The following is a 13,935-nucleotide window of genomic DNA, read 5'->3' on the forward strand; positions in this document are numbered from 1 at the left end:
CCGCCCCGCCACCTCAGGGCTGACCAAAAGGACTATCCATGCTCCGTTTCCTGGTGCGTCGGTTGCTGCAGGCAATTCCGACGCTGCTGATCTTGTCCATCCTCGTTTTCGCCTGGCTGCGCGCGTTGCCGGGCGGACCGGCCGGCGCGATGCTCGGTGACAAGGCGACCCCCGAGAAGGTCGCCGACCTGAACCGCGTGCTCGGCCTCGACCAGCCGATCTTCGTGCAGTACTTCAAGTTCCTCGGCCGGGTGCTGACCGGTGACTTCGGCTCCTCGCTCGCCTCCGGCCAGCCGGTGATGTCGGAGATCGGCTTCGCCCTTCCGGCCACCATCGAGCTCGCCGTGCTGGCCCTGATCTTCGCGGTGGGCCTCGGCATTCCGCTCGGTTATCTCGCCGCCCGGTTCCGCGGCGGTTTCCTGGACAACGGCACGATCATCTTCACCCTGGTCGGGGTGGCGGTGCCGGTGTTCTTCCTCGGCTACCTGCTCAAGTACGTGTTCGCCGAGAACCTCGCGCTGTTCCCGTCGCAGGGCCGGATCTCGACCGGCCTCGACGCCACCGACATCACCGGGTTCGGGGTGCTCGACGGCATCCTGACCCAGGAGTGGGACGCGGCCGGTGACGTGCTCTGGCACCTGGTGCTGCCGGCGGTTGCGCTGGCCACCATCCCGCTGGCGGTGATCGTGCGGATCACCCGCGCGTCGGTGCTGGACGTGCTGAACGAGGACTTCATCCGCACCGCGCGGTCGAAGGGGCTCGCCCAGCCGACCATCCGTCGACGGCACGTGCTGCGCAACGCGCTGCTGCCGGTGGCCACCACGATCGGCCTGCAGACCGGGCTGCTGCTCGGCGGCGCGGTGCTGACCGAGAAGGTATTCAACTACCGCGGCATCGGTTTCCTGCTCGCGGAGGGCATCGAACGCCGGGACTACCCGCGGCTGCAGGCGCTGATCCTGCTCGGCGCGGTGGTCTACGTGCTGGTCAACACGCTGGTCGATGTGTCCTACGGGATCATCGACCCGAGAGTGCGGGTGCGATGAATACTCTTCTGACAAGGCGCAAGGAGAAGGTCGACGACCTCGCCTCGTCGGCCGGGCAGAGCCTGGCCGGCCAGGCGCTCCGCCGGATGTCCCGCAGCCCGGTGGCGATCACCGGCGGGGTGATCACCGGGCTGTTCCTGCTGCTCGCGGCGTTCGCCCCGCTGCTGGCGCCGAAGGACCCCAACGAGCGCTATCTCGGCGACCTGGTGCGGCCGGGTGTCATTCCCGGCCCGCAGCCCGGTTTCCCGCTCGGCGGGGACGAGTTCGGCCGGGACTTCCTGTCCAGGCTGCTGGTCGGTTCCCAGCAGACCCTGGTGGTCGGCGTGATGGCCACCCTGATCGGGCTGGCCGTCGGCATGCTCATCGGTGGCCTCGCGGGTGCGTTCGGCGGCTGGGTGGACACCGTGCTGATGCGGCTGGTGGACGTCATGCTGTCCATCCCGAGCCTGCTGCTGGCCATCTCGATCGCGGCGCTGGCCGCGAAACCGAGCCAGTGGACGGTGATCATCGCCGTCTCGATCATCTGCGTGCCGATCTTTGCCAGGCTGCTGCGCGGCGCGATGCTGGCGCAGCGGTCCAGCGACCACGTGCTGGCCGCGACTTCGCTCGGCGTCAAACGGCACACCATCGTGTTGCGGCACATGCTGCCCAACTCGCTGGGCCCGGTGATCGTGCAGGCCACGCTGACCCTGGCCACGTCCATCATCGAGGCCGCCGCGCTGTCCTTCCTCGGCCTCGGCGACCCGGACCCGACCAGGGCCGAGTGGGGCCTGATGCTCGGCAACGCGTCCCGGTCCTATTTGGACGTCCGGCCGGAGCTTTCCTTCTACCCGGCCATCGCGATCATCGTGGTGGCGCTCGGCTTCACCCTGCTCGGCGAGTCCATGCGGGAAGCCCTCGACCCGAAGAACAGGCGGTGAAATAGCGATGGCCTTGCTAGAAGTGCGCGATCTCAGCGTGGTGTTCCAGCGCAAGGGCGAGCGGCCGTTCACCGCGGTGGACAAGGTGAGCTTCGACGTGCAGCCGGGCCAGACGGTCGGGCTGGTCGGCGAGTCCGGCTGCGGCAAGTCGGTGACCTCGCTGGCGATCATGGGCCTGCTGCCGAAACGCGGCAACAAGGTGACCGGCTCGGTTTCCTTCGAGGGCACCGATCTGCTCAGCCTGTCGGACAAGCAGCTGCGGGACCGCCGCGGCCGCGACCTCGGCATGGTGTTCCAGGACCCGCTGTCCTCGCTGAACCCGGTCATCCCGATCGGCCTGCAGATCACCGAGGTGCTGGAGCGCCACCGCGGCATGTCCCGCAAGCAGGCCAGCGGTGAGGCGATAATCCTGCTGGACAAGGTGGGCATCCCGGATCCGGCGCGCCGGCTGTCCGAGTACCCGCACCAGCTTTCCGGCGGGATGCGCCAGCGCGCGCTGATCGCCATCGCGCTGGCCTGCCGGCCGCGGCTGCTGATCGCGGACGAGCCGACCACCGCGCTGGACGTGACCATCCAGGCGCAGATCCTGGCGCTGCTGCGGGAGCTGGTGCAGGACACCGAGACCGCGCTGATCATGATCACGCACGATCTCGGTGTGGTGGCCGGGCTCTGCGACGAGGTCAACGTGCTCTACGGCGGCCGGATCGTGGAGCGGGCGGAGCGGCATCAGCTGTTCGCCGAGCCGCGGCACCCGTACACGCACGGCCTGCTCGCGTCGATTCCGCGGCTGGACGCTGAACGGGGCGAGAAGCTGGTGCCGATCAAGGGTTCGGTGGCGGACAACATCCCGTGGGACGGCGGCTGCGCGTTCGCGCCGCGCTGCCCGAACGCGCTGCCGGTCTGCCGGGAGTCGTCGCCGGACCTCGAACCCGAGGGGAACACCCTGTTGCGCTGTCACAACCCGGTGGTGCCCGAGGCACAGAAGGCGGGTGCCCGATGAGTCACGCGGCCGCCGAAGACGACGTGCTGGTCACTGTCGACGACCTGAAGGTGCATTTCCCGATCAAGAGCGGCATCCTGATCGACCGCACGGTCGGTCATGTGTTCGCGGTGGACGGGGTCGACCTGTCGATCCGCCGCGGGGAGACCTACGGCCTGGTGGGCGAGTCCGGCTGCGGCAAGACCACGCTCGGCAGGGCGATGCTCAAGTTGACCGAGCCGACCTCGGGCAACGTGGTGTTCGACGGTACGGACATCGCCAAGCTCAAGGGCGAGGAGCTGCGCACCCGCCGCCGCCGGATGCAGATGATCTTCCAGGATCCACTGTCCAGTTTGGACCCCCGGCAGTCGGTGGAGTCCATTCTGATCGAGGGCATGCGGGCGCACGGCCTGGACAAGGACAAGGAGTCCACCCGGACCCGGCTGCGCGAGCTGCTGGCCGCGGTGGGCCTGCCGGAGAGTTCGCTGCGGAAGTACCCGCACGAGTTCTCCGGTGGCCAGCGCCAGCGGATCGGTATTGCGCGGGCGCTGGCGGTGGAGCCGGACCTGATCGTCGCCGACGAGCCGGTGTCCGCGCTGGACGTGTCGGTGCAGGCGCAGGTGATCAACCTGCTGGAGGAGTTGCAGCAGAAGCTGGGCCTGACCTACCTGGTGATCGCGCACGACTTGGCCGTGGTGCGGCACATCTCGGACCGGATCGGCGTGATGTACCTGGGCTCGATGGTCGAGGAGACCGACTCGGAGACCCTGTACCAGGAGCCGCTGCACCCGTACACCAAGGCGTTGCTGTCCGCGATCCCGGTGCCGGACCCGGCGGTGGAGGACGGCCGCGAGCAGATCCTGCTCGCCGGCGATCTGCCTTCGCCGGCCGCGCCGCCGAGCGGTTGCCGGTTCCACACCCGGTGCCCGTGGCGGCAGGAGACCAGGTGCGACACCGAGCGTCCGGTGCTGCGGGACATCGGCGTCGGGCACCGGGTCGCCTGCCATTACGTGGAGGACATCCGCGACGGCCGGATCTCCGCGCACGAGGTGCAGGCGGAGCTGGTCGAGGTGGACGGCGCCCTCAACCCGGACGCCGTGCGCACCGGCCCCGCCTCCGTCACCGAGATCCTCGAAAGCTGACCTCGCGGGCTGACATGCAGCGAAGGCCACCTTGCCTGCGTTCAACGCAGGCAAGGTGGCCTTCACTGCGTCGCGCCGGGGGTGCGCGCGGGGCGGGGAGGGGGCAGGATCGGTACATGCTGGTCACGGTGCTCGGGGCTTCGGGTCGTACGGGAATTCACGTGGTGCGTTTGCTGCGCCGGCACGGCCACACCGTGCGGGCGGGCCTGCGCGGCAGGAGCCGTGGCGCGGCGGTCGTCGAGCTGGGTGCGGAGCCGGTGGTCGCGGACCTGGCGTCGGACCCGTCGGCCTTGGTCGACGCCTTCACCGGCGCGGACGCGGTGATCAACACCGCCGGCGCCGGCGACCCGGACCCGTCCATGGTGAACATGGTCGACCGGGACGGCGCGATCGCCGCGATCAACGCCGCCGAGCGCGCCGGGGTGCCGCGGTTCGTGCAGCTTTCCGCGCAGTTCGCGGACTCGCCGGACCAGGGTGACCGGCTGGTGCGGTCGATCCTGCTGGCCAAGCAGATCTCGGACAGCGCGCTGCGCCGGTCCAGCCTGGTCTGGACCCTGGTCCGGCCGGGCACGTTGACCGACCAGCCGCCGACCGGCCGGGTCAAGATCGGCGGCCATCTCGAACCCGGCCGGGTCACCAGGGCGGACGTGGCCGCGGTGCTGACCGGCACCCTGACCGAGCCGTTCACCGAGAACCGCGGCTTCGACGTGGTCTCCGGCGACACTCCGATAAGTGCCGCCCTGACCGCTTTCGCCTGAGTTGCCTTTCTATTTGCTGCGATATCCTGCCATTGCGATTCCGGATGCGGAAATCCGGACAAAGGGGAACAAGGCGCGGCAAGGGGCAGGAAATGCACATCGACCAGTGGCTGGAGGCCATTCCACCGCTCGCGGTATATCTGATCGTCGGGCTGGTGATCGGGACCGAAAGTCTTGGTATTCCGCTGCCGGGCGAGATCGTGCTGGTCAGTGCCGCGCTGCTGGCGTCGCAGCACGGCGGCTTGAGTCCGTTGTGGATCGGCATCTTCGCCAGTGCCGGCGCGATCGCCGGGGATAGTGTCGGCTATCTGATCGGCCGCAAGGGCGGGCGGCGGCTGTTCGCGTGGGCCGGGCGCAAGTTCCCGAAACATTTCGGCCCGAAACATCTGGCCAAAGTCGAGGAAATGTTCCGCAAACGGGGAGTCTGGGCCGTTTTCTTTGGTCGGTTCATCGCGTTGCTGCGCATTCTCTCCGGGCCGCTGGCCGGGGCGCTGCGCATGCACTACCCGAAGTTCCTGGCGGCCAACGCGCTGGGCGGGATCGCCTGGGCCGGTGGCACCACCGCGCTGGTCTACTACCTCGGCGTGGTGGCCGAGAAATGGCTTTCCCGGTTCTCCTGGATCGGCCTCTTGGTCGCCGTACTCGCCGGCCTGGTGATCAGCCTGGTAATCAAGAAACGCTTCACCCGCCACGACGAGGACGACCCCGCCCACGAACGCACCCCAGCCACCTGACCCGCCCACGTCGCGAAAACCCCACCGAGCACACCCCCACCCTTCCCGGGGGGCGGCCCCGCTCCAGCGTATCCAACCCAGGTGACGTTTCCGCTGCTCACGGGCCATTTGTCCACAGGCCGGGCCGACTGTGCATAACCCGGCACAGCGGCGGGCTATCGGCCGGGCGGAGCGGCGGCGAGCACCGGTTCGGGCGCGAGTGCCGGCGGCCGGCGCCGGAGCGAGCCGAGCAGCACACCGCCGATCACCACCACACCGGCGACGATCTCCACCAGCGCCGGGCGTTCGTCCAGCGCCACGAACGCCGTGGTCATGCCGACCACCGGCACCAGCAGGGAGAACGGCGCCACCACCCCGGCCGGGTTGCGCCGCATCAGCGACGTCCACATCCACGGCGCCGCGATGGTGCCGAAAAGCACCACGTAGCCGAGGCCGAGCAGCGCGTTCAGCCCAGACTCGCTGCCGATCGTGGCCAGCGCGTGCCACTGCGAAGCGGGGCCTTCGGTGACCAGCGAAAGCGCGAACAACGGCAGCGGCGGCACCGCGCACATCCACAGCGTGAAATGCAGCGAATTCGCCGGTCGCGCCTGCCGCGAACTCAGGTTCCCGAGCGCCCAGCTCAGCGCGCCGAGCAGGGTCAGCGCCACCGGCAGCAGCGCGGCGTACTCGGCCTGCCGCCAGGTGATCACCAGCATCCCGGCCACCGCGATGCCGATGCCGAGCCACTGCCGCGGGGAAACCCGCTCACGCAACAAGCCGGCGCCGAGCAGCACGGTGAACGGAGCCGAAGCCTGCAACACCAGCGAAGCCAGGCCGGTCGGCATGCCGATGTCCATCGCCACGAACAGGAACGCGAACTGCAGCGTGCCGTAACCGAGCCCGTAGCCGATCAGCCAGCGCGCCTTCACCTTCGGCCACGGCACGAACAGCACAGTCGGCACGGCGACCAGGGCGAACCGGATCGCCGCCACGAACAGCGGCGGGAAATGGTCGAGGGTCACGTGGATCGCCAGGAAGTTGGCGCCCCAGAGTACGGCGACGAACACCGCGAGCAGCCGGTCACGAGGGGACATGCCCCTAACTCTGCGGCGAAAAAACGTTAAGCACTAGCGAGAATAGCTGCAATTACCTTGTAGTAGCGCTTCACATAGACTGGGGTGATGGACCTCGGCCGGTTGCGCACCCTGCGCGAGTTCGCCGACCGCGGCAGCGTGAGCGCGGCCGCGAAGGCGCTGCACTGCACCCCGTCCGCGGTCTCCCAGCAACTGCGCGCCCTGCAGGCCGAAATCGGGCTGCCGCTCACCGAACCGGCCGGGCGCGGGCTGCGGCTGACCGACGCCGGCCGCACCCTGGTCGCCGGCGCGGACGACGTGCTGGCCGCGGTGGACCGCGCGGAGTCCGAACTGGACACCTACCGCAGCGCGCCGAAAGGCCGGGTGCGGCTGGTGATCTTCCCTTCCGGCGCGCTGATGCTGCTGCCCGGACTGCTGCACCGGCTCGCCGCGGTCGACGGCCTGGAGGTCGGCATCCGCGACATCGACATGACCCCGCCGGAGGTGCCCGGGCTGGTCGCCGACTTCGATGTGGTGGTCGCGCACCGCGACGAGCACGCCGAGCCGTTCGACTCCGAGCGGCTGGAGGTGGTGCACCTGCTGCGCGAGCCGCTGGACGTCGCGCTGCCGGTCGGGCACCGGCTGGCCGGGCGGAAGAAGGTGCAACCGGCTGAACTGGAGGGCGAGCGGTGGATCGGGGTGGACGTCGGCTTCCCGGTTGACGACGTGCTCCGTTCGCTGGCCGTGCGCACCGGTGTCCGGCCGAACGTGGTGCAGCGGATCAACGACTTCCGGATCACCGAAGCACTGGTCGCCGCCGGGCACGGGATCGCGCTGCTGCCGCGCTATTCGGTGGAGACCGGTCCGGGTGAACGGCTGGTCCGCCGCCCGCTGGCCGGCCTGCGGGCGGCCCGGCACGTCGAGGCCGTGCTGCGCCTCGGCGCCTCGGCCCGCCCCGCCGTCGCCGCGGTTCTAGCCGCCCTACATGCCGAGGTGGCTGCTCTTACCGGTGCCGGAGGGCGGTGAGGAAGGAGTGCCAGGCGGCGGGATGGAAGTTGCTGAAGCTGCTCTTACGCCAGGCGACCTCGACGGGCGTGCACGAGCAGCGTCCCCGGCTGGTCGGGCCCCGGGGCTGGGATGATCTCGGCGCTGATCGCGTCGAATCCGGCGTCCTCGAGCGCTTGGTGCCACTGGTGGGTCGACAGGTGGTGCTTGGTGATCAGCCGCCTTGCCGGTCCGGGGGCGTCGCTGGCGGGCAGGTGGGAGAACGCCAACACTCCGCCCGGAGCGAGGGCGTCGTGGACGGCGGGGAGCAGCACCGCGGGGTCGGTGAACCAGACCGCACCGAAGATCGAGAACACCACGTCATAGACGACTCGGCTCCCGGTGAGGTGGTCGACGGCGTCGGCGGTGACGAACTCGAGGTTCGCCGCGGTGCCCCACCGGGCGGCCGCTGCCTTGATCCGGGTGGGTGCGATATCGACGCCAACACACCGAGCTCCGAGGGTGGCCACGTGCGCCAGGTTCGCTCCGGCTCCGCAGCCGAGCTCGAGCACCCGCTTGCCGCTCACGGGGCCGAGCACGGACTCGTCCGGGCCGTGGTCGGGGTATTGGGTCCAGTTCAGCCAGGTGGTGACGCCGGCCGCGTTCACCGCCCTGCGGGGCTTCGCCGTCGCGGCGAAGCTGTCCCAGACCTGGACTGGTGTGGTCATCCGCGTTGCCTCTCCCTTGAGGTGGCCTCGCCTCGCGCCGGAACCGGAAGCGAGACGAGACTACCGTCCGGCTACTTCTTGTATGGGCTGTCGGAGCAGCAGGCGTGGCACTGGTGACACTCCGCGCCTTGGGCGCCCCACAGCTGGTCATCCACCGTGAATCCGGCGGCGCGGATGGCGTGGATGGTGTCGAACAGGACCATGGGCTGCCCGGCTCGTTCCTCGGGAAGGTGCGGCACGTGGTGCAGATAGGTGCCCGCGTGCTGCATGCAGAAGTCCCAGTAGCGCGGGGTGTCCAGGACGAACGAGTGCACGCCCTTGTCCACTGCGGCGGTGGGCCCCATCGGGATGTCGGGTTTCTCCGCCGAGGTGACCAGATACGCGATCGTCTGCCCGAAGGTCCGCTCGGCGAGTTCGCGGTCCATCTCGTAGTCCCGCATGATCAGCCGGACCTCGCGCTCCCACACCTGCTCCGATACGCAGGTTCGGGGGTCCCGCAGTGCGACTTCGATCGTGGTCATGCCAGTTCTCCGTTCCGTTGCGCGACAAGGTTTTGCACACACCACCCGGCCGCCTGATGAGCCGTCCGGGTGAGCGATCGAATCCCGGCACCGCGGTCACGGAGAACACCGGCTTGGGATCTGGCCATCGCCGCCACTTCCGTTACTGTGAGAGCCGTGTCACGTCGCTACTTGCACACAACCGGTAACGGCGTGCTCAGACCACGGCCAGGCTGCGGCAGTTTTGCGGCCAGCGTGCTGCCAGGGCCGTGCTGACCAGCGCTGGTACCCGCGTCACGCGGGCAGACGGACCATGCAGGGAGGGCGACCGGCATGGCGGGAAAGCGGTGGCGTCTGACCGAGCGGCGCAAGAGCCTCGGGTTCACCCAGGAGTCACTGGCCGCCGCACTCAAGGTGGACCGCACCACCGTCGAGCGCTGGGAAAACGGCCGCCGCGAGCCGCAGCCCTGGGCCCGTCCGCGCCTGGCCGAGTCGCTGGAGATGTCGGTCGCCGAGCTCGACCAGGTGATCAACGAGCCGGATACTGTCGGCGAGACCCGCAACCCGGGGACGGCAGACTGGGCGGCAGCCTCGCGTCCCCACGAGATCAAGCAGGTCGTCGCCGGCGCCGGTCGACGAGGACTCGCGGAGATTGACGACATGCAGCGTCGAGAACTGCTACGCCTGTTCAGCATGGTCGGCACCATGCTGACCCTGCCCGCCGGCACCGCCGCAGCCGTGAGCGCTCCGACGGCGGTCGCCGAGCACGCCACGCTCAACGGGCACCTCTGGCAGGTCTACAGCCTCGCCTCAGCCAAGGGCGAGGTCATGCCGCTGGTGCGTCGCCAGCTCGGCGTCCTCGCCGACGGGCTCGCGCACCCCGCACGGCAGCCAGGCGCACCGCCGGCTTTGCGCCCTGACCGCGGACCTGTTCCAGCTGGCCGGCGAGATCTTCTTCGACGCCAACGCCTACACCGACGCCGCGCACTGCTACACCCTTGCCGCGCAGGCCAGCCGGGACGCCGACGCGTTCGACCTGTGGGCCTGCGCGATGACCCGGCACGCCTACCTCTCGTTCTACGAACGCCGGTTCGACGCCGCCGCCCCGATGCTCGACCTCGCCGCCTCGCTCGCCCAGCGTGGCGACACCGCGCTGTCCACCCGATACTGGGTCGCCGCCGTCCAGGCCGAGACCTACGCCGGGCTCGGTGACTTGGCCTCCTGCCAGCGCGCCCTGGACGCCGCTGAACCAGTCCGCGAACTGGCCGGGCCGGTGCACAATGGCGGCTGGTTGCGCTTCGACGGCGCACGCTTGGCCGAGGAACGCGGCACCTGCTACACCCGCCTCGGCCGCACCGACCTCGCCGAGACCGCGCTCAACGATGCCTTACGCCAGGCGATGTCGCCGCGGCGGCGCGCCAGCGTGCTCACCGATCTCGCCATGATCGGCACCCACCGCCGGGATCCCGATCAGGTCCTCACCTACGCCGACGCCGCACTCAACGAGGTTCGCCAGTCCGGCTCCGGCATGATCAGCCGCAAGCTGCGCGAGCTTCAGCATCACCTGCCGCCCCTGCTGCACGACAAGCAGATCCAGCGGCTCAACGCCGACATCGCCGCGCTGACCATCACCGCCTGACCACCGACGAGAAAGGGAACGATCTTGCAGGACGAGCACGGCCGCGCTTTCCGCGAAGCCTGGATCGCCGGGGTCACCAAGCACTACCCGGGCGAACCAAAGCCCGGCTACATCGCGCCCTGGGACGACACCCCGGACTGGGAACGGGCGTCCGCCGCTGCCGTCTACGGGCAGGTCCTCGCGTTCGTGACAGTTACCGACGGCGCCACCGCCAAGCTCACCCGGGACCAGAAGAGCAAATTCGTTGCCCTGTGCTGGACCGGTCAGATCTTCAAGCACATCCCCGACCCCAAACCGGCCTACGTCGCAGACTGGGACCAACTGCCCGACTGGCAGAAGGAAACCGACGCCGACATCTTCGAGAGCATCGAGCAAGCTCACTCAAGGGTCTGATGGCCAGTCTTACCGGTGCCGGAGGGCGGTGAGGAAGGAGTGCCAGGCGGCGGGAGGGAAATCGAGGTGGCCCGCTTCGGGATGTTTGGAGTCCCGTACGGCCATGCTCCCCGGGATGGCGGCGACCTCGACACAAGCCTCGCCGTTGGCGTTGCTGTAACTGCTCTTGTGCCAGGCGACCTCGACGCAGGCGCCGTTATCGCCATTGCTGTAGCTGCTCTTGTGCCAGGTCAGCCCGGTTTGCTCGGGGGTGGACATGAGGATCCGGCCTCCGCTCGATCGTAGGCGCTTGCCAGGCTGGCAAGCCATGCCCGCGATTGTCCCTCATTCAGGGCATTCGCATCGAGTCTGGCGAGAAAACCGCGATAACGCGTGATGTCTTCGGCCTTGTCCAAGAATGTCCCGGCGGCGAGGCCTTCGGTGTAGGCGGTCGCTGGGTGCTCGGCCTGCTCCAACAGCATGAACATGCCGCCCCACGCGCTGAACGGCCCGGCGGCCTCCCGCACCACCCGGATGGTGCATCGTGGCAGGGATCCGGCGAACACCAAATGTAGAAGCTGCTCGTTCATCACCCGGCTACTGCCCAGCACAGTGCGCAGCGCATGCTCTTGAATGAAGTAAGTGCAGTCCGGCGGTTGGTCTCGACGCAGCAGTTCTTGCCGGGCGAGCCGGGCTTGCACCCGGAGTTCGATCTCGCCCTGAGTGCGCGTCGAGCACCAACGAAACAGTTCCCGGATGTACTGCTCGGTCTGCAGGAGTCCGGGAATGACCGCGGGTTCGTAGCTGGCGATCGAGTCGGCGATGCTCTCCGCGACGATCAGCGAGCGCAGTTCCGTGGGCAGCTCCGGGTTGTGCGGGCGGACCCAGTAGCCGTTGTCGGGTTCCTTGGCCATGGCGATGAGCTGTTCGTACTCGATGCGGTCGAGCGGGCCACAACCGGCCAGGAAGGTGGCTACGTCCACGCTGGACGGCGCGCGGCGGCCGGTCTCCCAGAACGAGACATTGCAGTCCGGCCAGCCCACCTTCCGGTTCAGCTCACGCCCGCCGAGCTGCTTTCGCTTCCGCACGCCCCGCAGCGTCAAGCCCAGTTCGCGGGTCCGTGCGGTGGAGTCGTGCCGCGCCTTTTCGCTCATGCCTGCCACGCTAGAACGGCAGGTCAGCGCGGTGCGGGCGCGGCACGACCGGTTCACCTCAACGGACGTGAGTGCTGCGGACCCGGCAACACCTACCGGTGCGCGCGGTTGACCGCCGAAACCACGGCGCGCAGGGACGCGGTGACGATGGACGCGTCCACGCCGACACCCCAGAAGACCCGGTCCCCGATGGCGCATTCGATGTAGGAAGCCGCCTTCGAGTCGTCGCCGGGGGTGAGCGTGTGCTCGCTGTAGTCCAGCAGCCGCAGGTCGAAGCCCACAGTGGACAGTGCGTCGAAGAACGCCGCGATCGGGCCGTTCCCGGTGCCCACCACGTCGTGGTCGTCGCCCTCCACCCGCACGCTGGCGGCGATCTCGTATTCGCCGCCACCGTTGTCGGTCACGTGCTGGCGGACCAGTTCCAGCGGCACCCGCGGCTCCAAGTACTCGGCCGAGAACGCGTTCCACATGGTGGTCGCGTCCACCTCGCCGCCCTGGCTGTCGGTGTGTCGCTGGACCACCTGGGAGAACTCGATCTGCAGCCGGCGCGGCAGGGCGAGCTGGTGCTCGCTCTTCATGATGTAGGCCACGCCGCCCTTGCCGGACTGCGAGTTCACCCGGATCACGGCCTCGTAGTTCCGGCCGACGTCCTTCGGGTCGATGGGCAGGTACGGGACCTCCCACGGGTACTCGTCGATCGGCACGCCCGCCTTGTCGGCCTGCGCCTTCAGCGCGTCCAGGCCCTTGTTGATGGCGTCCTGGTGGCTGCCGGAGAACGCGGTGAACACCAGGTCGCCGCCCCACGGGCTGCGCTCCGGCACCGGCAGCTGGTTGCAGTACTCGACCGTTCGCTTGATCGCGTCGATGTCGGAGAAGTCGATCTGCGGGTCCACGCCCTGGCTGTACAGGTTCATGCCCAGCGCGACCAGGTCCACGTTGCCGGTGCGCTCGCCGTTGCCGAACAGGCAGCCCTCGATCCGGTCCGCGCCGGCCTGGTAGCCGAGCTCGGCCGCGGCGACCGCGGTGCCCCGGTCGTTGTGCGGGTGCAGCGACAGGATCACCCCGTCCCGGCGCTCCAGGTTGCGGTGCATCCACTCGATGGAATCCGCGTACACGTTGGGCGTTGCCATTTCCACTGTGGACGGCAGGTTCAGGATCACCGGCCGCTCGGCGGTCGGCTGCCAGATCTCGGTGACCGCGTTGCACACCTCGGCCGCATACGACAGCTCGGTGCCGGTGTAGGACTCGGGCGAGTACTGGAACCGGAAGTCGGTGTCGGAGTACTTGGCGGCGTACTCCACCACCAGGTCCGCGGCTTGGGTGGCGATCTTCTTGATGCCTTCGCGTTCCTCGCGGAAGACCACCCGGCGCTGCAGGATCGAGGTCGAGTTGTAGACGTGCACGATCGCGCGGGGGGCGCCCTCCAGCGACCGGAAGGTGCGCTCGATCAGCTCGGGACGGCACTGGGTGAGCACCTGGATGCGCACGTCGTCCGGGATGGCGCCCTCTTCGATGATCTCGCGCACGAAGTCGAAGTCGGTCTGGCTTGCCGCCGGGAAACCGACCTCGATCTCCTTGTATCCCATTCGCACCAGCAGTTCGAAGAACTTGCGCTTGCGCGCCGGGGACATCGGGTCGATCAGCGCCTGGTTGCCGTCACGCAGATCGACCGCGCACCACAGCGGCGCCCGCTCAATGCGGTGGTCCGGCCAGGTGCGGTCGGGCAGGTCGATGTCCTCGACCAGCTGGTGCCACGGGCGGTACCGGTGCACCGGCATCGACGTGCCGAGCTGCGGGTTCCAGTTCGGCTGGTCCGCTGGGGCTGGCCTGGACGGGGTGCGGATACGGCTCGTGGTCGTGCCGCGGGGTTCGGGCGTGGTCATGCTGCTCGGTTCTCCTGCCGGGGTCTGGTGCTATGAGTCGTCATGGC

General features: G+C 68.9%; 16 protein-coding genes and 1 pseudogene. 10 read left to right on the forward strand and 7 right to left on the reverse strand.

Annotated elements, in window-relative coordinates; translation table 11 throughout:
* The first annotated feature begins 38 nt into the window (after positions 1 to 38).
* The 6 genes from AMYNI_RS0119010 to AMYNI_RS0119035 all read left to right on the forward strand — a co-directional run bounded on the left by AMYNI_RS0119010 (position 39) and on the right by AMYNI_RS0119035 (position 5,576).
* On the forward strand, positions 39 to 1,043 hold the full coding sequence (locus tag AMYNI_RS0119010; RefSeq protein WP_020669623.1) for an ABC transporter permease: 1,005 nt from the start codon (positions 39 to 41) through the stop codon (positions 1,041 to 1,043).
* Positions 1,040 to 1,963, forward strand: coding sequence for an ABC transporter permease (locus AMYNI_RS0119015; protein ID WP_020669624.1), 924 nt, complete (start codon positions 1,040 to 1,042; stop codon positions 1,961 to 1,963). Before AMYNI_RS0119010 ends, AMYNI_RS0119015 begins: the two co-directional genes overlap by 4 nt.
* 7 nt (positions 1,964 to 1,970) lie before the next feature.
* The gene (locus AMYNI_RS0119020) at positions 1,971 to 2,963 is read left to right on the forward strand and encodes an ABC transporter ATP-binding protein (RefSeq protein WP_020669625.1); all 993 of its coding nucleotides are present in this window, start codon (positions 1,971 to 1,973) and stop codon (positions 2,961 to 2,963) included.
* Positions 2,960 to 4,084 carry an ABC transporter ATP-binding protein gene (locus AMYNI_RS0119025; protein WP_020669626.1) on the forward strand — a complete coding sequence of 375 codons (1,125 nt, stop codon included), beginning with the start codon at positions 2,960 to 2,962 and terminating at the stop codon, positions 4,082 to 4,084. The genes AMYNI_RS0119020 and AMYNI_RS0119025 overlap by 4 nt, the downstream gene beginning before the upstream one ends.
* A 116-nt stretch (positions 4,085 to 4,200) precedes the next feature.
* Complete coding sequence (locus AMYNI_RS0119030) at positions 4,201 to 4,842, forward strand: SDR family oxidoreductase (protein ID WP_026360644.1); 642 nt, start codon at positions 4,201 to 4,203, stop codon at positions 4,840 to 4,842.
* 92 nt (positions 4,843 to 4,934) lie between these two features.
* Positions 4,935 to 5,576: a DedA family protein gene (locus tag AMYNI_RS0119035; RefSeq protein ID WP_020669628.1), complete on the forward strand. Its 642-nt coding sequence runs from the start codon at positions 4,935 to 4,937 to the stop codon at positions 5,574 to 5,576.
* Between the two features lie 155 nt (positions 5,577 to 5,731).
* Here AMYNI_RS0119035 and AMYNI_RS0119040 read toward each other — a convergent pair whose 3' ends face one another.
* Positions 5,732 to 6,649: an EamA family transporter gene (locus AMYNI_RS0119040; RefSeq protein WP_020669629.1), complete on the reverse strand. Its 918-nt coding sequence runs from the start codon at positions 6,647 to 6,649 to the stop codon at positions 5,732 to 5,734.
* 87 nt (positions 6,650 to 6,736) lie between these two features.
* Between AMYNI_RS0119040 and AMYNI_RS0119045 the strand changes: the two genes are divergently transcribed.
* Positions 6,737 to 7,654, forward strand: a complete 918-nt coding sequence (locus AMYNI_RS0119045; protein ID WP_020669630.1) for a LysR family transcriptional regulator — start codon at positions 6,737 to 6,739, stop codon at positions 7,652 to 7,654.
* A gap of 44 nt (positions 7,655 to 7,698) precedes the next feature.
* On the opposite strand, the gene AMYNI_RS0119050 is transcribed toward AMYNI_RS0119045, so the two are convergent.
* Together AMYNI_RS0119050 and AMYNI_RS0119055 are read right to left on the reverse strand one after the other, a co-directional pair.
* A complete protein-coding gene (locus AMYNI_RS0119050) occupies positions 7,699 to 8,340 on the reverse strand; it encodes a class I SAM-dependent methyltransferase (RefSeq protein ID WP_020669631.1) in 642 nt (213 codons plus the stop codon).
* Between the two features lie 71 nt (positions 8,341 to 8,411).
* The gene (locus tag AMYNI_RS0119055) at positions 8,412 to 8,861 is read right to left on the reverse strand and encodes a glycine-rich domain-containing protein (RefSeq protein ID WP_020669632.1); all 450 of its coding nucleotides are present in this window, start codon (positions 8,859 to 8,861) and stop codon (positions 8,412 to 8,414) included.
* Between the two features lie 312 nt (positions 8,862 to 9,173).
* Between AMYNI_RS0119055 and AMYNI_RS50165 the strand changes: the two are divergent.
* A pseudogene (locus tag AMYNI_RS50165) lies at positions 9,174 to 9,305 on the forward strand (helix-turn-helix transcriptional regulator); the annotation flags it as partial.
* 345 nt (positions 9,306 to 9,650) lie between these two features.
* Here AMYNI_RS50165 and AMYNI_RS50170 read toward each other — a convergent pair.
* The gene (locus AMYNI_RS50170; protein WP_020669633.1) at positions 9,651 to 9,806 is read right to left on the reverse strand and encodes a hypothetical protein; all 156 of its coding nucleotides are present in this window, start codon (positions 9,804 to 9,806) and stop codon (positions 9,651 to 9,653) included.
* On the opposite strand from AMYNI_RS50170, the gene AMYNI_RS50175 reads away from it, so the two are divergent.
* Positions 9,778 to 10,479 carry an NsdA family TPR-like regulatory protein gene (locus AMYNI_RS50175; RefSeq protein WP_483756900.1) on the forward strand — a complete coding sequence of 234 codons (702 nt, stop codon included), beginning with the start codon at positions 9,778 to 9,780 and terminating at the stop codon, positions 10,477 to 10,479. The genes AMYNI_RS50170 and AMYNI_RS50175 overlap by 29 nt on opposite strands.
* Positions 10,480 to 10,503: 24 nt before the next feature.
* Entirely contained in the window at positions 10,504 to 10,872 is a 369-nt protein-coding gene (locus AMYNI_RS0119065; RefSeq protein ID WP_020669635.1) for a hypothetical protein, read from the forward strand.
* 9 nt (positions 10,873 to 10,881) lie between these two features.
* Here AMYNI_RS0119065 and AMYNI_RS0119070 read toward each other — a convergent pair whose 3' ends face one another.
* The 3 genes from AMYNI_RS0119070 to leuA form a co-directional block, all read right to left on the reverse strand.
* Positions 10,882 to 11,130 (reverse strand): DUF397 domain-containing protein, encoded by a 249-nt coding sequence (locus tag AMYNI_RS0119070; protein ID WP_020669636.1) that lies wholly within the window; start codon positions 11,128 to 11,130, stop codon positions 10,882 to 10,884.
* Entirely contained in the window at positions 11,103 to 12,005 is a 903-nt protein-coding gene (locus AMYNI_RS44870) for a DUF5753 domain-containing protein (RefSeq protein WP_020669637.1), read from the reverse strand. The genes AMYNI_RS0119070 and AMYNI_RS44870 overlap by 28 nt, the downstream gene beginning before the upstream one ends.
* Positions 12,006 to 12,097: 92 nt before the next feature.
* The gene (leuA, locus tag AMYNI_RS0119080) at positions 12,098 to 13,888 is read right to left on the reverse strand and encodes a 2-isopropylmalate synthase (RefSeq protein ID WP_020669638.1); all 1,791 of its coding nucleotides are present in this window, start codon (positions 13,886 to 13,888) and stop codon (positions 12,098 to 12,100) included.
* Positions 13,889 to 13,935: the final 47 nt, after the last annotated feature.

It is taken from the genome of Amycolatopsis nigrescens CSC17Ta-90 (assembly GCF_000384315.1).
Lineage (GTDB): Bacteria > Actinomycetota > Actinomycetes > Mycobacteriales > Pseudonocardiaceae > Amycolatopsis > Amycolatopsis nigrescens.